The sequence below is a fragment of the Paraburkholderia sp. SIMBA_054 genome (assembly GCF_046534875.1).
GTDB lineage: Bacteria > Pseudomonadota > Gammaproteobacteria > Burkholderiales > Burkholderiaceae > Paraburkholderia > Paraburkholderia hospita.
This window is the reverse complement of the sequence record NZ_JAWRXV010000004.1, coordinates 130717-147985: the sequence shown is the minus strand read 5'-3', so window position 1 is coordinate 147985 and position 17269 is coordinate 130717. Positions and strand designations below refer to the sequence as shown.

General features: G+C 59.6%; 18 protein-coding genes. 8 read left to right on the top strand and 10 right to left on the bottom strand.

Going from position 1 to position 17269, the window contains the following annotated elements:
- Positions 1-19: 19 nt before the first annotated feature.
- Positions 20-271, bottom strand: coding sequence for an amidase family protein (locus tag SB822_RS06650; protein WP_410854361.1), 252 nt, complete (start codon positions 269-271; stop codon positions 20-22).
- A 166-nt stretch (positions 272-437) separates the two neighbouring features.
- Entirely contained in the window at positions 438-1784 is a 1347-nt protein-coding gene (locus SB822_RS06645) for an MFS transporter (protein WP_410854360.1), read from the bottom strand.
- A gap of 802 nt (positions 1785-2586) precedes the next feature.
- Between SB822_RS06645 and SB822_RS06640 the strand changes: the two genes are divergently transcribed.
- From SB822_RS06640 to SB822_RS06630, 3 genes are read left to right on the top strand one after another with little or no spacing between them, the layout of a single operon-like run.
- Positions 2587-3180, top strand: coding sequence for a cytochrome b/b6 domain-containing protein (locus tag SB822_RS06640; protein ID WP_410854359.1), 594 nt, complete (start codon positions 2587-2589; stop codon positions 3178-3180).
- Positions 3181-3182: 2 nt separating this feature from the next.
- Complete coding sequence (locus SB822_RS06635) at positions 3183-3956, top strand: molybdopterin-dependent oxidoreductase (RefSeq protein ID WP_007748901.1); 774 nt, start codon at positions 3183-3185, stop codon at positions 3954-3956.
- A 48-nt stretch (positions 3957-4004) separates the two neighbouring features.
- Complete coding sequence (locus tag SB822_RS06630; RefSeq protein WP_007581028.1) at positions 4005-4619, top strand: hypothetical protein; 615 nt, start codon at positions 4005-4007, stop codon at positions 4617-4619.
- Positions 4620-5060: 441 nt separating this feature from the next.
- Here SB822_RS06630 and lpdA read toward each other — a convergent pair whose 3' ends face one another.
- Positions 5061-6461 (bottom strand): dihydrolipoyl dehydrogenase, encoded by a 1401-nt coding sequence (lpdA, locus tag SB822_RS06625; RefSeq protein WP_410854358.1) that lies wholly within the window; start codon positions 6459-6461, stop codon positions 5061-5063.
- 275 nt (positions 6462-6736) lie between these two features.
- Between lpdA and SB822_RS06620 the strand changes: the two genes are divergently transcribed.
- Positions 6737-7717, top strand: coding sequence for a helix-turn-helix domain-containing protein (locus SB822_RS06620; protein WP_410854357.1), 981 nt, complete (start codon positions 6737-6739; stop codon positions 7715-7717).
- Positions 7718-7806: 89 nt separating this feature from the next.
- On the opposite strand, the gene SB822_RS06615 is transcribed toward SB822_RS06620, so the two are convergent.
- Both SB822_RS06615 and SB822_RS06610 read right to left on the bottom strand, forming a co-directional pair.
- On the bottom strand, positions 7807-8313 hold the full coding sequence (locus SB822_RS06615) for a DoxX family protein (protein WP_079487994.1): 507 nt from the start codon (positions 8311-8313) through the stop codon (positions 7807-7809).
- Entirely contained in the window at positions 8300-9166 is an 867-nt protein-coding gene (locus tag SB822_RS06610; protein WP_410854356.1) for a DUF2063 domain-containing protein, read from the bottom strand. Before SB822_RS06610 ends, SB822_RS06615 begins: the two co-directional genes overlap by 14 nt.
- A gap of 208 nt (positions 9167-9374) precedes the next feature.
- Between SB822_RS06610 and SB822_RS06605 the strand changes: the two genes are divergently transcribed.
- The gene (locus SB822_RS06605) at positions 9375-9920 is read left to right on the top strand and encodes a hypothetical protein (protein WP_410854355.1); all 546 of its coding nucleotides are present in this window, start codon (positions 9375-9377) and stop codon (positions 9918-9920) included.
- Between the two features lie 227 nt (positions 9921-10147).
- On the opposite strand, the gene SB822_RS06600 is transcribed toward SB822_RS06605, so the two are convergent.
- On the bottom strand, positions 10148-11089 hold the full coding sequence (locus SB822_RS06600) for a DUF692 domain-containing protein (protein ID WP_007581022.1): 942 nt from the start codon (positions 11087-11089) through the stop codon (positions 10148-10150).
- A gap of 64 nt (positions 11090-11153) precedes the next feature.
- Positions 11154-11486, bottom strand: a complete 333-nt coding sequence (locus SB822_RS06595; RefSeq protein ID WP_007742130.1) for a DUF2282 domain-containing protein — start codon at positions 11484-11486, stop codon at positions 11154-11156.
- 310 nt (positions 11487-11796) lie between these two features.
- Here SB822_RS06595 and SB822_RS06590 point away from each other — a divergent pair, with 310 nt between their 5' ends.
- A complete protein-coding gene (locus SB822_RS06590) occupies positions 11797-11952 on the top strand; it encodes a hypothetical protein (RefSeq protein ID WP_410854354.1) in 156 nt (51 codons plus the stop codon).
- Positions 11953-12254: 302 nt separating this feature from the next.
- Here the strand turns inward: SB822_RS06590 and SB822_RS06585 are convergent, their stop codons facing one another.
- Positions 12255-13214 (bottom strand): catalase family peroxidase, encoded by a 960-nt coding sequence (locus SB822_RS06585; protein ID WP_410854353.1) that lies wholly within the window; start codon positions 13212-13214, stop codon positions 12255-12257.
- A 656-nt stretch (positions 13215-13870) separates the two neighbouring features.
- On the opposite strand from SB822_RS06585, the gene SB822_RS06580 reads away from it, so the two are divergent.
- Together SB822_RS06580 and SB822_RS06575 are read left to right on the top strand one after the other, a co-directional pair.
- Positions 13871-14173: a hypothetical protein gene (locus tag SB822_RS06580; protein WP_236674217.1), complete on the top strand. Its 303-nt coding sequence runs from the start codon at positions 13871-13873 to the stop codon at positions 14171-14173.
- A gap of 368 nt (positions 14174-14541) precedes the next feature.
- Entirely contained in the window at positions 14542-15354 is an 813-nt protein-coding gene (locus tag SB822_RS06575) for a MetQ/NlpA family ABC transporter substrate-binding protein (RefSeq protein WP_007742156.1), read from the top strand.
- A gap of 44 nt (positions 15355-15398) precedes the next feature.
- Here the strand turns inward: SB822_RS06575 and SB822_RS06570 are convergent, their stop codons facing one another.
- Complete coding sequence (locus SB822_RS06570; RefSeq protein ID WP_410854352.1) at positions 15399-16277, bottom strand: ABC transporter permease; 879 nt, start codon at positions 16275-16277, stop codon at positions 15399-15401.
- Entirely contained in the window at positions 16274-17266 is a 993-nt protein-coding gene (locus SB822_RS06565; RefSeq protein WP_410854351.1) for an ABC transporter permease, read from the bottom strand. The genes SB822_RS06570 and SB822_RS06565 overlap by 4 nt, the downstream gene beginning before the upstream one ends.
- Positions 17267-17269 lie beyond the last annotated feature (3 nt).

Sequence of the window (17269 nt, the reverse complement as noted above, 5' to 3'; positions counted from 1 at the left end):
GTCGGGGAGTGTTGAAGACTCATTCGAGTGCGCGGGCGATAGCAAGCGTCGCTAAATCTTCGCGAAATGGTCCGATGATCTGTAAGTCGAACGGCATGCCCTCATTGTCGATACCACACGGTAGAGACAACGCGGGATGACTCGTGAGCGTGACAACGTAGGTGAGCGCTAGCCAGCGATAGTAGTTGTCCTGTGGTTTGCACTCGACAATCGACGGGTGGAGCTCCCGCCAAGGGAATGGCGATACCGTGGTCGTTGGAGAGATGGCCACGTCGACAAAAAGTCGTTTTAGTGACGTCCGCACCGTCTTGCGCTGGTGATTCCGTATTGGCCATTCAGCCGCTTTCGAGTACGAGAGCGGCGAGAGGTCGCCGCGAAAGCAAGGCGCTCTCAGCGTGCAGAGCAGGCTGAGAGCGCAATCGTGCGTAGTGTCGCGATTAAATGGGGTCGACTTCAGGGACGGAGGACATCGCGCCGTCTGGCGGCGCACGCCTCACATTGATGAGGCACACCGCGAGCATCGCGATGGCCCCAGGAATCGCAATTGCGATGAAATTCTGCTGCAGCGGCAGTGACTGACTCACAAGGAATCCGATCACGATCGGCGCCAGAATTGCACCGCTTCGTCCGACACCCGACGCCCACCCGATGCCCGTCGACCGCGCCGCGGTCGGATAGAACTGGCCAGCGAACGCGTATGTGACGATTTGCGTGCCGATCGTCGACGCTCCGGCCAACCCAACGAGAAAGTACAACGCTTCGACGGGAACCTTGACTCCCAGCAAACTGATGGAAACCGCCGCCAGTCCATACATCACGATTAGAACGTGCTTGATGTTGAAGCGGTCTGCGAGCCATCCGCCGCCGATTGCGCCAATCATCGCCCCGAAGTTGAGAACGAGGACAAACGTGAGCGCAGAGCCGAGGCTATAGCCCGCGCTTGCCATCAGCTTGGTCAGCCACGAACTCAACGCGTAGACCATGAAGAGACACATGAAGAAGGCGATCCAAAGCATCACGGTGCTGGAGCCGCGGCCATCGGCGAAGAGTTGTTTGATGGGAGAGACGGTTTCCGTGCCCTTCTCGTGCAGCGTGAAGTGATCGGCTTGCTGAGGGACGTAGGCCGGGTCGATTTTCGGAAGAATCTGCTTCAGCCTGGCCTCGCGCTGGTTGCGTACCAAGAAGGCCAGGGACTCTGGCATTAGCTTCCAGATGACCGGCGCAAGCAACGCGGGAATGCCTGCGGCGAGAAACACGGATTGCCAGCCGTAACGTTCGATCATCGCTTTCCCAACGAGCGCCGCAAGCATTCCGCCGATGGAATAGCCGCTGAACATCAACGTGACCATCGTGTTGCGGATTTTGCGTGGCGAGTATTCCGTCATCTGCGCAACCACGTTCGGCATGACGCCGCCGATTCCAAGGCCCGCGAGGAATCGCGCAATGCCGAACGTCACTGGATCGCCCGTCAAGCCCGCCGCCGCAGTGAAGACGCTAAAGAGCAACAGACAAATGACGATGGCGGGAACGCGACCTATGCGGTCTGCGATAGTGCCGAGAAACACGGCGCCGATCATCATGCCGAGCAAGGCCGAACTCACCATGAAGCCGGCACTTGTCGGCGCGACGTTCATGTCGCGCATGATCGATGGCAACGCAATGCCGACGACCGCGAGATCGTATCCATCGAAGATGATGATGAGCGCGCACCACAGGAGCAGCAGAAGGTGGAACTTACTGAATCGGGCTTCATCGCAAAGCTTTTGAACATCGAGATGGCGCATGCTGTCTCCTTTCATGCTTGATTTATGGATCGTGTGCGGATGAGCGCGGTTCTGCGCACGCATTGCGTGAAACCGCGATGTGGGATTCTCTAGATGCGAGGGCTTGCTCGGCGCAGTGTCGTAGATCGTGACTGCCGCTAAGATCGTCTACGCAGAAGTGTGGCTGTGCTGCATGATGCCCCCATCTCCGTGACCTATCCCTTCAATTTATTTGTCTGGTAGCGGGCTCAGGATAGGCGAACCGCTGAAGCATCGTCCAATACTGTTTAAGTAGCGCCTGATACTCTTAGAGAATGGAGTGCGCGCTTAATATCAAGCGGAACATCATGCTCGGATAACGGCATCATATTCTTGGAGTCGGACGAGTCGCATTTACGGGATGCGAAATAAAAGTTCGGAAGATTTGATATCGCGCGTGCTTCGATTAGCAGTTGACGAATTTGCGTGCGACTCTCCCTGATCTCGTTCGCTCCCAGAATTCACGAACTTCAACAATAGCTGCCGATATTGGCGATGACCCAAGCGGGCACATCACGTTAATTGCCAACGCCGGCTTTTACATTCCATAGACGCATTTCCTCATGCGGCGGGACATCGCCTCTGGCGCCCATCGGTCGTTTGACCGATACCCTCGCTGCCGCCCACCTGCGATCCTCATCTTCAAGCCAACCGCGAGCCGCTGCGGAAACGTAGCGCCAGCTTCGGCGCGTTGAACCATGGCGCACGGACGACGCGCGCTCTATCGGCGCTCTCGCAGACTATCGCGCAACGTGCTTTCCATACCGTAGACAACGAGGTTTTCTTGAATCACGCCACGATTCATCCCGTATGGGTCCGCGCTTTCCACTGGATCAACGCAGCAGCGGTGATCCTTATGTGTATGAGCGGCTGGGAGGTGTATGAAGCGTCTCCTATCTTCGGGACGATAAGTTTCCCGGCGGCTATCACGCTCGGCGGCTGGCTGGGCGGCGCACTGCTCTGGCACTTCGCGATCATGTGGGTATTGGTCGCCAACTTCGTCGCGTACCTGGCGTTGGGCGTCTTCACCGGGCGACTGCGCAAAACCATTTTCCCCATCACCTTTCGCGCGATTGCGACCGACCTTGTTGCTGCGCTGCGCGGCAAGCTCAGTCACAGCGATCTTGGCGCGTACAACGCTGTACAGAAGCTGGCGTATCTCGTCGTCATCGTCGACATTGCGCTGGTGATAGTGTCTGGCCTGACGATCTGGAAGCCGGTGCAGTTCCCGGTTCTGCGGACGCTGATGGGTGGCTTCGATAACGCACGCATCGTCCATTTCGTTGCGATGAGCGTGCTCGTTGGTTTCTTCGCGATCCATGTCGCCATGGTTGCGCTCGTGCCGCGATCGCTGCTTACCATGATCCGGGGCCGCTAACCATGGATTCAGATAAAGACGTGCGGACGCTCGACGCCGCATCCATCATCAAGGACGCGCAGAAGGAACTGGGTTCGTCTTCGCGGCGTCTCTTTGGCAAGAGAATCCTGACGCTGGGCGGCCTCGCGCTATTGTCGGGTTGCGATCTGACGAACGACAGGTCGGTGAACAACCTGCTACGCACGATGTCCTCGTTTAACGACGACGCGCAGGCGCTACTCTTCGATCGACGCAAGCTCGCGCCGACGTATCCGGACTCGATGATTACGCGCCCATTTCCGTTCAACGCGTTCTATGACATCGATCAGGTACCGGAGGTCGATGCACAGACGTGGCGGCTCGAACTCACAGGTCTCGTCAAAGGCCGGCGCGTGTGGACGCTTGGCGAGCTGAGCGCACTGCCGCAACGCAGCCAGGTGACGCGGCATATCTGTATCGAAGGCTGGAGCGCGATCGGCAAGTGGGGCGGCGTGCGCTTCTCGGATTTTCTGTTGCTGGCCGGCGCGGATACCACGGCGAAATACGTCGCGCTGCATTGCGCCGACAACTATTGGACGAGCGTCGACATGCCAACGGCGCTGCATCCGCAGACGCTGCTGACGCTGACCTATGACGGCAACGTTCTGCCTGCGAAATACGGCTTTCCAATGAAGCTGCGCATCCCCACCAAGCTCGGCTACAAGAACCCGAAACATATTGTCGCCATTACGGTGACGAACGAATTTCCCGGCGGCTACTGGGAAAACCAGGGCTACAACTGGTTCGGCGGATCCTGACCCGCACGCCGCAGACATTTTCAATCACATCACACAAACGGAGTCCCTATGCCCATTCGTTTCAAGCTCGCTGCTTCCTTCGTCGCGCTCACGCTTGCCAGCGCATCGTTCGCTCAATCTCCGGCTGCGAAGCCCGAACGTATCCGTGGCGACATCGTGTCGTTCTCCGGTAATACGTTGACGGTGCATCGCCGCAGTGGCGAAACCGTGACGATTGCCATGAGCGACGCGTCGAAGGTTAGCGCCGTGAAGCCGATCCAGCTCGCCGATATCAAACCGGGTTCCTATGTCGGCGCAGCGGCAACGCCCGGTCCCGACGGCAAGCTGACTGCGAAGGAAGTGCTGGTCTTCCCCGAGGCTGCGCGCGGTACGGGCGAAGGTCACTATGCATGGGATCTCGGGGCCAACAGCTCAATGACGAATGCAAACGTGGACACGGTTGTCGAGAGCACGAGCGGACGCGACCTGAAACTCTCGTACAAGGGCGGCAGCAACTCGATCACGGTGCCGGCCAACGTGCCCGTCGTGACGCTCGCGCCCGCCACGCGTGCTGATCTGATCGCGGGAAAGAAAGTGTTCGTGGTGGCAGCGCCGGCCAACGGCGGGAGCTACGGTGCGCAATTCGTCGTGGTTGAAAAGGACGGCGTGGCGCCGCCGATGTAAATTTGCCCTGCGTGGCGGTACTGCTTGAGGTCGATGGAGTAGGGCGCTTTAACAACTTGGGCCTGTACCTCCGAGCCAGGCATGAACTGTTGCAGGAGCTCGACGGCCTCGCGTGACGATGGCTCCTCGGTGCCTCGTACCTCGCGAGGCTCCCGACAATGTCGCCGTCGACGACAGCACAAGACCTGTGCCAGCAGATGGCAACTGATCGGCAACCAGCGCATTTTTTACGCTTGCACATGCGCTGATTCAACACCTGATTGACCGCAGATTCGGCTGTTGCGGTCAAGGTTGGTTCGCCACGACAATGTCGCGCTCTCTGGTTGATCGTCAATCCGCCATTGCCTCCGACATACTCAACAAGATCACGATTCCGATAGTCAAGCTGCGCCGGAATTTCCAGGGACGCAGGCGTTCCGCGCAGCACGGTGAGGCGACGCGCTAGATGTGTGTCGCCCATCCGCCTGCCGCCATCGCGGCCTGACGCAGCGCCTCTGACCAGGCGGGGAAAGGGTGACAGATGTGCGCAAAGTCTTCGCACAGCATGGATGCTTCCATTGCGATTGCCACTTGTGAAATCAGATCGGCCGCGCCCGGACCAATGAGATGAGCACCCGCGATCCGATTCGTTCGAGCTTCAACGAGCAGCTTGACGAACCCCTCGGCGATTCCGTCTATCGCGGCACGCGCGTTGGTCGCGAGCGGAAAGTAGCCGACTTTATATGGAGCTCCCACTCGCACAAGCTCGTCCACCGTTTTGCCGATCATCGCGACTTCCGGCCTTGTATAGAGGACATAGGGAATCGACGAATAATCGACGAACCCAGGCAGGCCAGCGATCCGTTCAGCGCAGGCTACCGCTTCCTCTTCCGCCTTCGATATCAGCATCGGGCCTACCGCGGCATCGCCGACGGCCCATATAGCCGGGCCTCTTTGTGCAAACGCTTGCTGAAGTAATGCGCCTTGCGCACCCGCTTGTACACCAATGCCCGCAAGGTTGAGACCGCCCGTCGATGGCCGCCGGCCAATGGCGACCAGAACGGCGTCTGCATCGACGGTAGTGATTGTGCTGGATGTCGCCGTGCGCAATTGAATCGAAACACCGCTGGCACGCTTGTCGACGCCGATCACGTCACTGCACAGCCTGATCGCGATGCCCTGTTGCTTGAGTGATCGCTCCAGCGCAGCCGTCACGTCGCGGTCGCACCAGCAGCATATGCGGTCGCGCTGTTCAATGAGCGTCACGCGTGAGCCGAGGCGGCGCCAGATCGAGCCGACTTCGACGCCGACGGCGCCCGCGCCAATAATGGCGAGATGCCGCGGCACACGGTCGAGCGATAGCGCGTCGTCGGAATCGAGAATCTTCACATGATCGAAAGCGGCAAACGGCAGTGGAATGGGCTCGGAACCTGTTGCAATAACGATGGATGTACCGCGTACGGTTCGCCGTGCGCCCTCCGCATTTCGGATTTCGACCTGCCCAGCCGCAGCCAGCTTCGCATGTCCATGGATGAGCGTTACCCCCTGCTTGTGCAGCAGGCTGTGAACACGCGTCGACATCTTGTCGACGATTGCCTTTTTGTGGGCCATCATCTGCGCGAGATCAAGCGTGGGTGCACAGCCAATCCCTAGCGCGGTGAAGCTCCCCTTGTCCATCAGGTCATATATTTCAGAACTGCGTAACAAGACTCGGGAAGGAATGCAGCCGGTCCGAATGCCCATTCCGCCAGGGCGCGATGCCCGTTCGATACAGGCGACAGACAAACCCAACTGGCCCGCTCGAATAGCAGTGTTATAGCCGCCCGCGCCGCACCCGACGATGACGACATCGAAATGGTCCATCAGCTTTGCGCCTTTGACTCACAACAGCGAGGATGAACGAATGGATGGGGATATCGTCCTCGGACAGGTCCGGCATGGCCTCGACATGCAGAGGTGCTTCAGGCTATCAGGGCGGGCGAAAGCTGGATTGAACACTCGTGCTGACTTTTGTCGATGCTTGACGAGTGGAATGTGCACGGTTATATCGAACATCGAGACATTGATAGCGACAAACATAACTCGCCCTATGGCTCCACTGGTTTTTCCATTCTGGAATATTGGCGTGTTAGCATTCTTTGCAGAGCCAGATCACAGCTAACAGCAGGCTCACAGGGCACTGTGACATGTCAACGACTTACCAAACTGCCGACAACCCCGTAACGATCGATGAGATCGTTCACGTGCTGTCGCATCGTCCCACAGCAACCACTCGTGAACGGGAGTGGTCGGGAGTGACAGTGGACATGTACGCTCCGCTCCACAATATCTCCGAACGGTATCCCGCCCTCGATCATCATCTGATCTGTTATTGCCCTTCGGGGAGTGCGCGTCTCGTTCAGGGGCGCGATGGAGCCGTTCACGAATGTCTGATTACTTCCGGCGTCTCGATGCTCATGCCGGCCGGGTACGATTCGCTTTGGGAGGGGAGTGCTTCCGCGACCGCGCGATTGCGTATTCCCACTGCGCTCGTTGCATCTGCCGGCGAGCAGATTGGACGCCAGAGTACGACGCAGATAGAAATCAGAAATGTGTTCGAGACGCGAGACCCTGTCATCGAACACATCGCGCGAGTTCTCATCGCGGAACTCGACCGCAAGCCTCATCCCGCACAAACGCTGATAGTCGATCACGTGTCCTTTGCGCTGGCGGCGCATCTGCTTCGAAGCTACAACGCATTCGAACCGGTCATTCCACGGGAACATCCCGCGTTGACCAGAATGGAAGTTGCGCGCATTACCGAATACATCGAGGAAAATCTCGACAGGTCGATCGGACTCGACGAACTTGCCGGCATCGTGAACGTGGGGCGTTTCCACTTCACCCGGCTGTTCAAGCGCAGTACGGGTATGACCGCGATTGGCTTTGTCGAGCAATGCCGGATTCGTCGCGCACAGTCGTTGCTGCTTGAGACGGACATTCCGCTGTCGGAAATTGCACTCATGACGGGCTTTTCAGACCAGAGTCATTTCACCCGTCGTTTTCATCGTCATACGGGTTGCACGCCGGCTGCGTTTGCACGAGAGCATGGACGGCGACGACGTGTATTGAAAGGGTAGTGCTGCGGCACCGGCGCATGAACGCGTCTACCGTGCAATCAGCTCGTAACCGGTACGCACTACCGTTTGCTCAACGGTAGAAGCCAGAATCATCGAGCCGCGACTTGCGGCTTGAGGATGCGCACTAACAAATGATCCAGCGACAGTGGGCCTGGTCCAAGGGCCATGATGCCCACGGCGAGCGACGCCCAACAGAGATGAAAATTTGCCCAGCCGTCGGGGAATACGAGCTGGATGACGCCCGTCATCACAAGCAGCGCGAGCCCCGCAAAGCGGGTTGCGAATCCCAATACGAGCAAAACCGGGAGCGTGACTTCTGCCATTGCAACGATAAGTGCGACTGCGTCAGGGGCGGGAAATGGGTATGCGCCGCCCAGGATGTGCACCTTGAACTGGTTTTCGAACAGGAAGAGCGTGGCGGGCGAAATGGACAGCACGCCGTCCCAACGGGTGAGACCTGATCGGAAGAAAGGGAGTGCTAGAGCAATCCGCAGCAAGGGCGGTGCAACGATCCAGGCGAACTTCTGAATCAGCTCAGCGGCCTTACGGACCCTCGGCGCGAGACGGCCTTTCGTTGGTGCGCTAAGCTGACTCATCGATACCTCGCAGGTGGCCGGAATCAGAGGCCCGTGGGCTCAATCCGACAATCGCACCGATCATGAACAGATCTCGCAGCGCACCGGCCAGATCGAAATCGGCATGATCGTCGAGTGCGAGCGTCGTTGCTTCATTCATTGATTGGTTGGCCGCAATGGCGTGGATAAAAGCTGCCGCGCCGACAGGCAGTCTGCGAACCTCGACCTCGGCGTGTGGGCGCAGGACGAGCGCATCTTCGCCGCCGATGGTGATGTCGACCCCGGTCGGCTTGCCTCTGTCGATGTTCATCTGCCATATCTGGACGACAGGGATGCAGGATCGAACGACCCGTGCCGATGGATGCAGCGTGAGGCGCAGATGCGGAAGGCTATCGGGATCGATCGTGGCAAGAACAGCGTGATCTATGGGAGAGACCTCTGCGGCGTGATACGCCTCGGCCCACGCCCGCTCGAGTCGAGCGACATCATGCAGATATGGCACGCTGTTCGCCGGTCGGAACGCCTCGATGAAGTCTGGAAACGTTCCGCCATAGTCAAGCATGACAGGGGATTCCGGTGGATGGCGCGAGACGTAAATTCGGGCCATCGCCGCAAAGAACTCATCTCCGACGATACGAAGCACAGCGGGAAACGCAGCCTTTAATGCGTCGACGAGCCCGACCACAACATTGTTGCGATACACATTGAAGCGATTTTCGCTGGGTTGTCGATCGGGGCCGACCAGGCCGGGAGGCACAGGCATAGCTGGATACAGCAATGCCGAAGCGAAGTGTTTTTGCCGCTCGAACAAGGAATGAGAATTCAGGGGTATCCGGGCGGACGCGGGAGGTGGTTTTAGAGGAACCATGGCCATTGTGCCTTCAGGCCCGGGCCGATCGTTGAACCACATTCGTCCACAATGCGCGGAGACTGTCGACACCACCCGCCGTCGAACTCCAAAGCGTCGTATCACTCACCAGAAGGGTGCCGGCAAACGTGTCTGGGCGTGATTGGAGGAGTGCATCGAAAGTTGGGCGGTCACTTGCGAAAGGGTGCGGTGGAGCGCTCGTGTCGATGCGCTGATGGGCGAGGACATCGAGTTTGTCGAACGCCTCGCCAAGGCGCTCGAGCTGCGGCAGATGTGGATGCAGATTGAAAGTGCTGACTTTCTGAAGCAGGCCGAGGCGGTCAAGCGTGGTATCGACTTCGATCGGCGCTGGCGTGCCATCCGCTTCGGCTGCCGGTCGAAGCCCGAAGCGATTTTCCACAGGTACACCAAGTCCAGCGAGAAGCGAGCGCGCGAACTCTCCGAACCGTTGCCGTGGCGGAATCGTCGTGTCTCCATGGTGCAGGAATTCGACGATGTGACGTTGCAGCTGCTCGCTTTCCGGAAGATGCGCGACATCGCCGATGTCGTGGTGCGGACAAACAAAGGCGAGATGATCCGGATGGTCGAGGAACGTGCGGAGCGCTTCGATCTCGTCGCTCTGCGCAGTCTGGGCTGTTCTCTGGGAATCGAAGCTGATGACTATCAGCGTGTCGATTCCAGCGAGAAGACGTGCGTTGAGTGGCGTGATTTTTCCATCGTCCGTGACGCGCTCGATTTCCGCGACGCGTTGACCTGTTAGCGATGCCGCCAGATCGACGAAAGCGGTGAAATTGCGCTTCATGATGTGATCGAGAAAGCCGGCGATACTCTGGTCGAACTGATGCGGGTCCGCGAGTTCATGAAATCTCGGGAAGACCATCCTGCGGCTTTCGAAGAGCGTCGGAAATCGATCCTCTATCACCTGAAGCGGCGCGCCCGTTTCGCCTGGCCGACTCCACGCGTAATAGACCATGATGTGCCGTTTGATCATAGCGTTGGTATTCCCGCTGAATTGCGCTGCCGTACAGTGAGCGAGGGCAGCGCTGTCGCCATTTCGACCGTTGCTGGGCGCGTGGCGGCCTTGATAATCGTGTCGGACAGCTCTGCTTCTGCTGCGAGGGTTGGCCAGTCGGGCACGTTTGCGTCCCATTCGATCAGCGTTGGCATCGGACCGGTCTTGCCGATTGCGTATGCGAAGAGGTCCCATACAACGCGTGCAATGTGACGGTCGTGCGTATCGATGAGCAGCGGGCGACGCCGTTCGTCCGCCTCCTGCGCGTGGCCGGCGAGATGAATCTCCTGCACGGCCGCGAGCGGGTACGCATCGATATACGTGAGCGGGTCCCATTGTTGATTGATCGACGCGAGATACACGTTGTTGACGTCAAGAAGGAGACCGCATCCCGTTCGCCGCGCGACTTCGGCAATGAAGCCGGTCTCCGGGTACGTACTTTCTTCGAACGCCAGATAGGTCGATGGGTTCTCAAGCAAGATCTGCCGCCCGAGTACTTCCTGTAGTTCGTCTACGTGATCGACGATGCAAGTCAGGCTTTGCGCAGTGTAGGGAACGGGAAGCAGATCGTTGAGAAAACCGCAGTCGTGACCGGACCAGGCAAGGTGCTCCGAAAACAGCGCGGGCTGATATCGGGCGATGAGTCTTTTCAGCCGTAGCAGGTGATCCCGGTCCAGAGGTCGGTCCGCGCCTATGGACAACCCGACGCCATGAATGGACAGAGGGTAGGACTCGCGTATCGCCGACAGGAATCGATGCGGCGGGCCACCTGCACCCATGTAGTTTTCCGCGTGCACCTCGAAAAAGCCGATATCCGGCCGCGATTCGAGGACTGCTCTGTAATGTTCGGCCTTGAGCCCAACCCCGGTGCGCGTCGGCAGGCGGCATCGAGCATTGGGCGAGAGTGACTCTGACATATCCGGGCATTGTTCCAGAGAGAACTGCGTGGCCAGGCTTACGCGGCCTGACCACATGTCGATATCAGGCCTTGGGAGACAGGCTTCCAGGGCCGTTCGGCGTAGACATGGTTGTGCAGGTTCCCTTGGGCACCAGCTTGAATGCGTTTCCTTGATAGTCGGTCGTGCTCGTCCCGGCACAGGTCGTACCTGCGCCCGCGTAGCAATCGTTTTGCCCCTTGAGCGCCGTGCCGAAACAGGGTTCGACCTTGCCCGATTTGACGAGCACTGTGTGCTCCGCCTGAATCTTCTTCTGGGCGGCAGTGAATTCTTCTGCGCTCGCGGAGGCAGCCGTCAGTGCAGCGAGGGCGGTGGCGAATGCACCAACGACGAGAGTTGTGGTTTTGTAATCGCTCATACGGTTTCTCCAACATTAAGAGGGAACAGCTATCACGACATCGCGAGCCAGCGGGTGCCGGTGCGTGCGATACGCACACTGCCCGCGGCCGGGCCCGTGCGATGGGCGACCGATGAAGTGCCGCTGCATAGCCAGCATACGGAGATGACGTCGCTGGAGATTGCACAGGCTTGTCCCGTTTGGTACTGGATTGCGCGTGGTGCGCGAAGACCGTTGAGTTGGGAAGGCAGGAGCGCATTGCTGCAAACGGGAACGCGTTCCGCTGCTCGTTGCGCTCTTCGCTGAGATTAATGCGCTTGTGCTCGTCGCGATGATCGTTGCGTTCCTGCTGCACGAGGCAACGGCGCTATGGGATGTGAACTTCGCGACGAGCATGCGAACCGCTTTCCCCATCGAGCAACATGTGCTTAGCTTGCTGGAAGTGATGCTGTTGCCTGTTCTGACGAGCGTCGCAGTGCTGCATTAGGACCAGATCGAGTCGCTGTTCGCCGTCGGACATCACTGGTCGGAATGGAATCTGGTCTGGAAGCGCGCTTGTGATCTCCGGGCACGCGGCAATCGGCGCGATACTGCCAGCGGGCACGCCGGAGCGCGATCATAGTTTTACGATGCTTGCCTATATAGAGCCCGGGGCGTCTCCATCGAATCGTTCGTCAGAGCAGGTTGCACATGGTAGTGCGTGTGCCAGACCGCGTTCGATGTCGCCCAGGCACGACGCGGCCCAGCCATGTCTGCCTGAAACGCGGGCACGTCGAGCCCCGCGTGCGCTCATCGGCTGCGTCGCGCGAACGCCACCCCATATACCTCGGACCTGATCACGGGCATCCTGTCGTCGGAGAGCTCAATTCCGTCGATCAGGTCGGTCGGCAGGAACAGCAAATCCTTCTGCACTTCCCGGCTGTCGTCACGGACCTTGTGAACTGTCAATACGCCCAGGTCCACCACCTGACGATCATTGGGCCAGGGCTGGCTTGGATCTTTGGTCTGGTCGCCGGGTTCGGCAAGCTGGGCCGCGAAGTGAAATTTGACCGGCTTGTTCGCAATGCGCTGCGGCAGGTCGTCGACGAGGAAATCGAGCGGTTGTCTGGCCGCCTCGTCAGCCGTCAGATACACGAGTTCTTCCGGCTTCATGATGTAGCGCACCGCCTGCCTGCGCCCGGCCTTGTCGACGAAGATAAAGGCGTTGAGGCCACGATATTCCTCGTGCGCAAAACTGTCCGGCGTGCCCGCAGTATTGAAGGCCGCAGGAACGGTCGGGTGGCTGGCCGCGAATTCATCCAGCTTCGTCGGCTTCGGTGCATCTTCGGGACTCTCGCTGATGGCCGCCAGCAGATCGCGAAACCCCTCGCCGGTCGCCATCGGGAAGGTCTTCACCGCCAGCATCACGATATTGACTTCGGCCCCGCCAGGCAGATGGAACTTGACGGCCATTCCCTTGATGTTGCCTGGGGCACCGTCCGGGATGGCCGGAAAGCCACCGTCGTTCGAAAAGCGCACGGTGAAGGGAATGCTGCTGCCGTCGAAGAGCGCGGCGTGGCTCAAAGCCGCCGCAGCGGGCGTGGCGACAAAGCTGCCTTCCGCGACGATGCCTTTCGCGTGGTTGACGCGAAAGCCCGGATGGGTACCGTAGATCTTGTAGAAAATGTCGACAATCTCGCTCGCGAGGGAGGCATAGTCGCCGTCGGTCGATTCGTGGGCTGAGAGGCTTTCCTCCGATGCATGACTCATCTAAAACCTCCAAAGCAATTGAGTGGTGTTTGCGGGCAATCGGACTCACACGTCTACTCTAGGCGCTGTGGCGTCGCATACGAATTTCCGGGATGGACAAACACTTATGAATCAGAGGAAAAGGTGTCGCGCGGCGAGCGATGACGCCTTTTTGACCGTCATGTATGCGCTATGCACGGACCAAAACTGTTCCTCAGGGGATCTGGCTTTAAGAGTTGATGGCTCGACGCGCGAAAGGCGCCGGATCCATACAGTGCCGGAATCCGGCCGTACGTCCCTGCAGGGACCTAAAGTTGTCGTCCACAAACGGAACTTCGGTCGCCCGAGTCGATGGCGGAATCGCGCGCCGGCTCAGTCCGCGTTGCTGAAACTCAACCGGTACATACACCACCGAGCCGCAAGAGCAACTACCATAATCGCGGCGACTACGAAAACGAACTTGATACAGCCTTCCTGGGCCGATCGGGCCCATGCTCCTATGACGACGTGCTGCGCATTTCATAACGATATCGAAACTCGGTCTTTCCAGGATTTTGTAGACCCTGCCATGCTTCCACTCGGGCCGCGTGCAAGTTCAGCGCACGGCGTTCATTCCGAAACTGTCGGGGTTGACCTTTATGAGCATGAATCCGCTGATCGATAGCTTGATGCTGAAAATGCGACACAACCGAGTCTACACGGCCGTAACCTTCGCCCGTCTGTTCGGCGTATCGGAGAAGACAATGGAAGCCGCGCTCGCCACGCTGATTGACGCAGGCAAGGTGCGCACCTGCGCTAACGCGCGGCGCGATGTTGGCTACTGTTTGACGGGCACCACACCGATGTCCAGTTCGACGGTGCTCTCCGAGGCAACGACGGTAGCCACGCCGCGTTTGATACGCCGTGTAGATGGTCCGCTTACAGGCTATGACAGGGAACTCGATGCGCATCGTTCGCTTGCCATGCTCGTGCGCCGCTGAGGTTTCAGGGGCGCTACGCTTAAGCGCACGGAGTACTCGTCCGGCCACGGGGCGGACCAACGCCGGAAGTGCCTCAACGTTGCGGTACACCGTTCCACGTCGGCAATTTCACACCGTGCTAGCCGATCAGAAACGTGGACGCGACGTTGGTCTGCTGACAGACATCCACCAGCATCTTCATCTTTCGCGTTGGGCATGAGTCCGCCCGGGACAGCATTGGGCTAAGACGCTAATCCAGAAAAACATAGATTGATTCATTGGTTTGGCTTTGGCTAACCGATTCGTAAGCTTGTGGCGCATCACGAATAACAACTGCTACGGCAATTGCTTCGCGTCCATGCAGGCGCGAAGCGCGAAAGGAGAGCCAGATGAAAACGTTTCGTCCATTGGGAGCCAGCCTGCTGGCCGTCGCGATCAGCGCAGTGCTCGCATCTCATGCGTACGCCGCGGATCCAGGCAAGCCCGAAATCCGCTTCGGCGCGACAGCCGGTCCCTACTCGGACCAGATTCGCTACGGTATCAAGCCGCAGTTGGAGAAGGAAGGCTACAAGGTGACGATCGTCGAGTTCAGCGACTATGTTCAGCCGAATCTCGCGCTCGCCGACGGCGCGCTCGACGCCAATGCATTCCAGCACGAGGTGTATCTGAAGAAGTTCTCGGCCGATCACAAGCTTGCGTTGTCGGAACTCGTGAAGGTGCCGACAGCGCCCATCGGGCTATACAGTCACAAGCACAAGCGTCTCGACGAGCTGAAGGACGGCGCGACCGTGTCTTTGCCGAACGACGTCACCAACCAGGCGCGCGCAATCATTCTGCTGCAGCAGCTCGGCTGGGTGACGCTCAAGGCGGGCGTCGATCCCGTGAAGTCGTCGGAGCGCGATATCGCGTCCAATCCGCACAACATCAAGCTCGTGCCGCTCGAGGCCGCGCAGTTGCCACGTTCTCTGGATGACGTCGACTACGCCTTCGTGAACGGCAACTTCGCGCTCGCAGCCGGCTTCAAACTCACGGATGCTCTGCTGCTCGAGAAGATCCCGCCGTATTACCTGAACCTCGTCGCGGTGCGCACGGCCGACCTGAACAAGCCGTATGTGACGGACATCGCGAACGCCTATAAATCGGCGGAATTCAAGCGCGTGATCGATCAGCGTTTTGCGGGATTCTCGAAGCCGTCGGAGTGATGCGGGCGGGCGTGGCCTTGCGTATGGATCGGAGGAGGGCGCATTCAGGGCCGCAGCGCTTCGACCGCTTCTTGCGCAGACGCTGCGTCGGCGCGGCGGTTTCTGGATAGCCGCGGATTGAACGTGGCGTGCAACGCATCGCTCAGCAGATTGAGCGCCAGTACTGTCAGCGCGATCGCCGAGCCGGGCACCGCGATCATGTACCACGCAGTACGCAGCGCTTCGCGCCCGGTGCCGACCATCGAACCCCAGCTCACGACGTTCGGATCGCCGAGGCCGAGAAACGACAGCGCTGCTTCGGACAGGATCGCATTGGCGACGAGTAGCGCGGTGGAAACGAGGATCGGCGTGAGCGCGTTGGGCAGAATCTCGATGAAGATCAGATGGGCATCGCTTGCCCCGAGCGCCACACTAGCGCTGACGAACTCGCGCTCGCGCAACACGATGAACTCGCCGCGCGTGAGCCGCGCGATGCTCGGCCACGCCGTGACGCCGAGCGCGAACACGATGGTCGAAAGCGAGGGCGTGAGAATCGCGACGAGAATGATGGCGAGCAGAAACGGCGGCACGGTCTGGAAGAACTCAGTGATCGCCATCAGTGTCTGGTCGATGACGCCGCCGAAGTAGCCCGCGACGCCGCCGATCAGCACGCCCAGCACGAGCGCGATGAGCGCGACCGTCGTCCCCACGTAGAGGGACACGCGCGCACCATGAAACAGCCCGGCGAGCAGATCGCGTCCCATCAGGTCGGTGCCGAGCGGATAGGCGTGGTCGGCGCCAGGCCATTGATAGGGTGCGGCGACCATATCGAGCGGATCGCCGGGGAAGAGCCAGTTGGCCGATAGCGCCGCGAACAGCGCCAGCGCGAGCAGGATCACGCCGACCAGCGCGGACGGCTGGCGCAGGAAATGGAGCTGTTTCATCGACGCGACCTCGTGCGCGGATCGACCAGCCCGTAGAGCAGATCGACGATCAGATTGAGCAGGACCACCAGAAACGCGGAAAGCAGCAGCACGCCGACCAGCAAATTGACGTCGCGGCTTTTGATGGCTTCGAACGACAACTGTCCGAGCCCCGGCCAGCCGAACACCGTCTCCACGATCACCGAGCCGCCGATCAGCGCGCTGCCTTGCAGACCGAGCATCGTCAGCACGGGCAGGACCGCATGGCGCAGCGCGTGATGCGTCGTCACGTACCACGGCCGTCCGCCTTTCGCGCGCGCAGTGCGGATGAAGTCTTCCTGCAGCGTCTCGATCATCGAGGCCCGCGCGAGGCGCGCGAAGATGGCTACGTAATACAGTACGAGCGTCGCAGCAGGCAGCACGAGATGGCGCAGATGATCGAGCAGCAACGCGACGCCGTGATGCGCAACGTTGGTGTCGGCGACACCACCGATCGGCAGCCATTCGAGATGCACACCGAAGATCACGATCAGCATCAGCGCGGTCCAGAACATCGGCGCCGAATAGCCGAGGGTCGCGAGCGTGGACACGAGCGTGTCGACGAAACCATGCGGACGGCGCGCGGCCAGCACGCCGAGCAGCAGCCCAAGGCTTACGGAGACCAGCAGGGCCGTGCCGATCAGCGCGAGCGTGGCGGGCAGACGGGCGAAAATCAGCGTCGCTACGGGTTCGCCGAAGCGAAACGAGAAGCCGAGATCGAGCCGCACCGCATGCTCGACATAATGCAGCAGCTGCCACACGACGCTCTGATTCAAACCATATGCTTCGCGCAACTGCGCCACGTATTGCGGCGACACGTTGCCGCTCTCGCTCGCGATGACATCGACGAGATCGCCGGGCATCAGCTTGAGCAGCACGAAGTTGAGCACGGTAGTGCCGAGCAGCACGAGCACGAACTGAATCAGCCTGCGCCCGATCTTGCGCGAAGCGAGCGCCGATGTGAGCTGCATGAT

Excerpts from the sequence above, each read along its gene's own strand:
- SB822_RS06645 (WP_410854360.1), bottom strand. The coding sequence starts at position 1,784 with ATGCGCCATCTCGATGTTCAAAAGCTTTGCGATGAAGCCCGATTCAGT.
- SB822_RS06635 (WP_007748901.1), top strand. The coding sequence starts at position 3,183 with ATGGATTCAGATAAAGACGTGCGGACGCTCGACGCCGCATCCATCATC.
- SB822_RS06630 (WP_007581028.1), top strand. The coding sequence starts at position 4,005 with ATGCCCATTCGTTTCAAGCTCGCTGCTTCCTTCGTCGCGCTCACGCTT.
- lpdA (WP_410854358.1), bottom strand. The coding sequence starts at position 6,461 with ATGGACCATTTCGATGTCGTCATCGTCGGGTGCGGCGCGGGCGGCTAT.
- SB822_RS06615 (WP_079487994.1), bottom strand. The coding sequence starts at position 8,313 with ATGAGTCAGCTTAGCGCACCAACGAAAGGCCGTCTCGCGCCGAGGGTC.
- SB822_RS06610 (WP_410854356.1), bottom strand. The coding sequence starts at position 9,166 with ATGGCCATGGTTCCTCTAAAACCACCTCCCGCGTCCGCCCGGATACCC.
- SB822_RS06605 (WP_410854355.1), top strand. The coding sequence starts at position 9,375 with ATGGGCGAGGACATCGAGTTTGTCGAACGCCTCGCCAAGGCGCTCGAG.
- SB822_RS06600 (WP_007581022.1), bottom strand. The coding sequence starts at position 11,089 with ATGTCAGAGTCACTCTCGCCCAATGCTCGATGCCGCCTGCCGACGCGC.
- SB822_RS06595 (WP_007742130.1), bottom strand. The coding sequence starts at position 11,486 with ATGAGCGATTACAAAACCACAACTCTCGTCGTTGGTGCATTCGCCACC.
- SB822_RS06590 (WP_410854354.1), top strand. The coding sequence starts at position 11,797 with ATGATCGTTGCGTTCCTGCTGCACGAGGCAACGGCGCTATGGGATGTG.
- SB822_RS06585 (WP_410854353.1), bottom strand. The coding sequence starts at position 13,214 with ATGAGTCATGCATCGGAGGAAAGCCTCTCAGCCCACGAATCGACCGAC.
- SB822_RS06580 (WP_236674217.1), top strand. The coding sequence starts at position 13,871 with ATGCGACACAACCGAGTCTACACGGCCGTAACCTTCGCCCGTCTGTTC.
- SB822_RS06575 (WP_007742156.1), top strand. The coding sequence starts at position 14,542 with ATGAAAACGTTTCGTCCATTGGGAGCCAGCCTGCTGGCCGTCGCGATC.
- SB822_RS06570 (WP_410854352.1), bottom strand. The coding sequence starts at position 16,277 with ATGAAACAGCTCCATTTCCTGCGCCAGCCGTCCGCGCTGGTCGGCGTG.
- SB822_RS06565 (WP_410854351.1), bottom strand. The coding sequence starts at position 17,266 with ATGCAGCTCACATCGGCGCTCGCTTCGCGCAAGATCGGGCGCAGGCTG.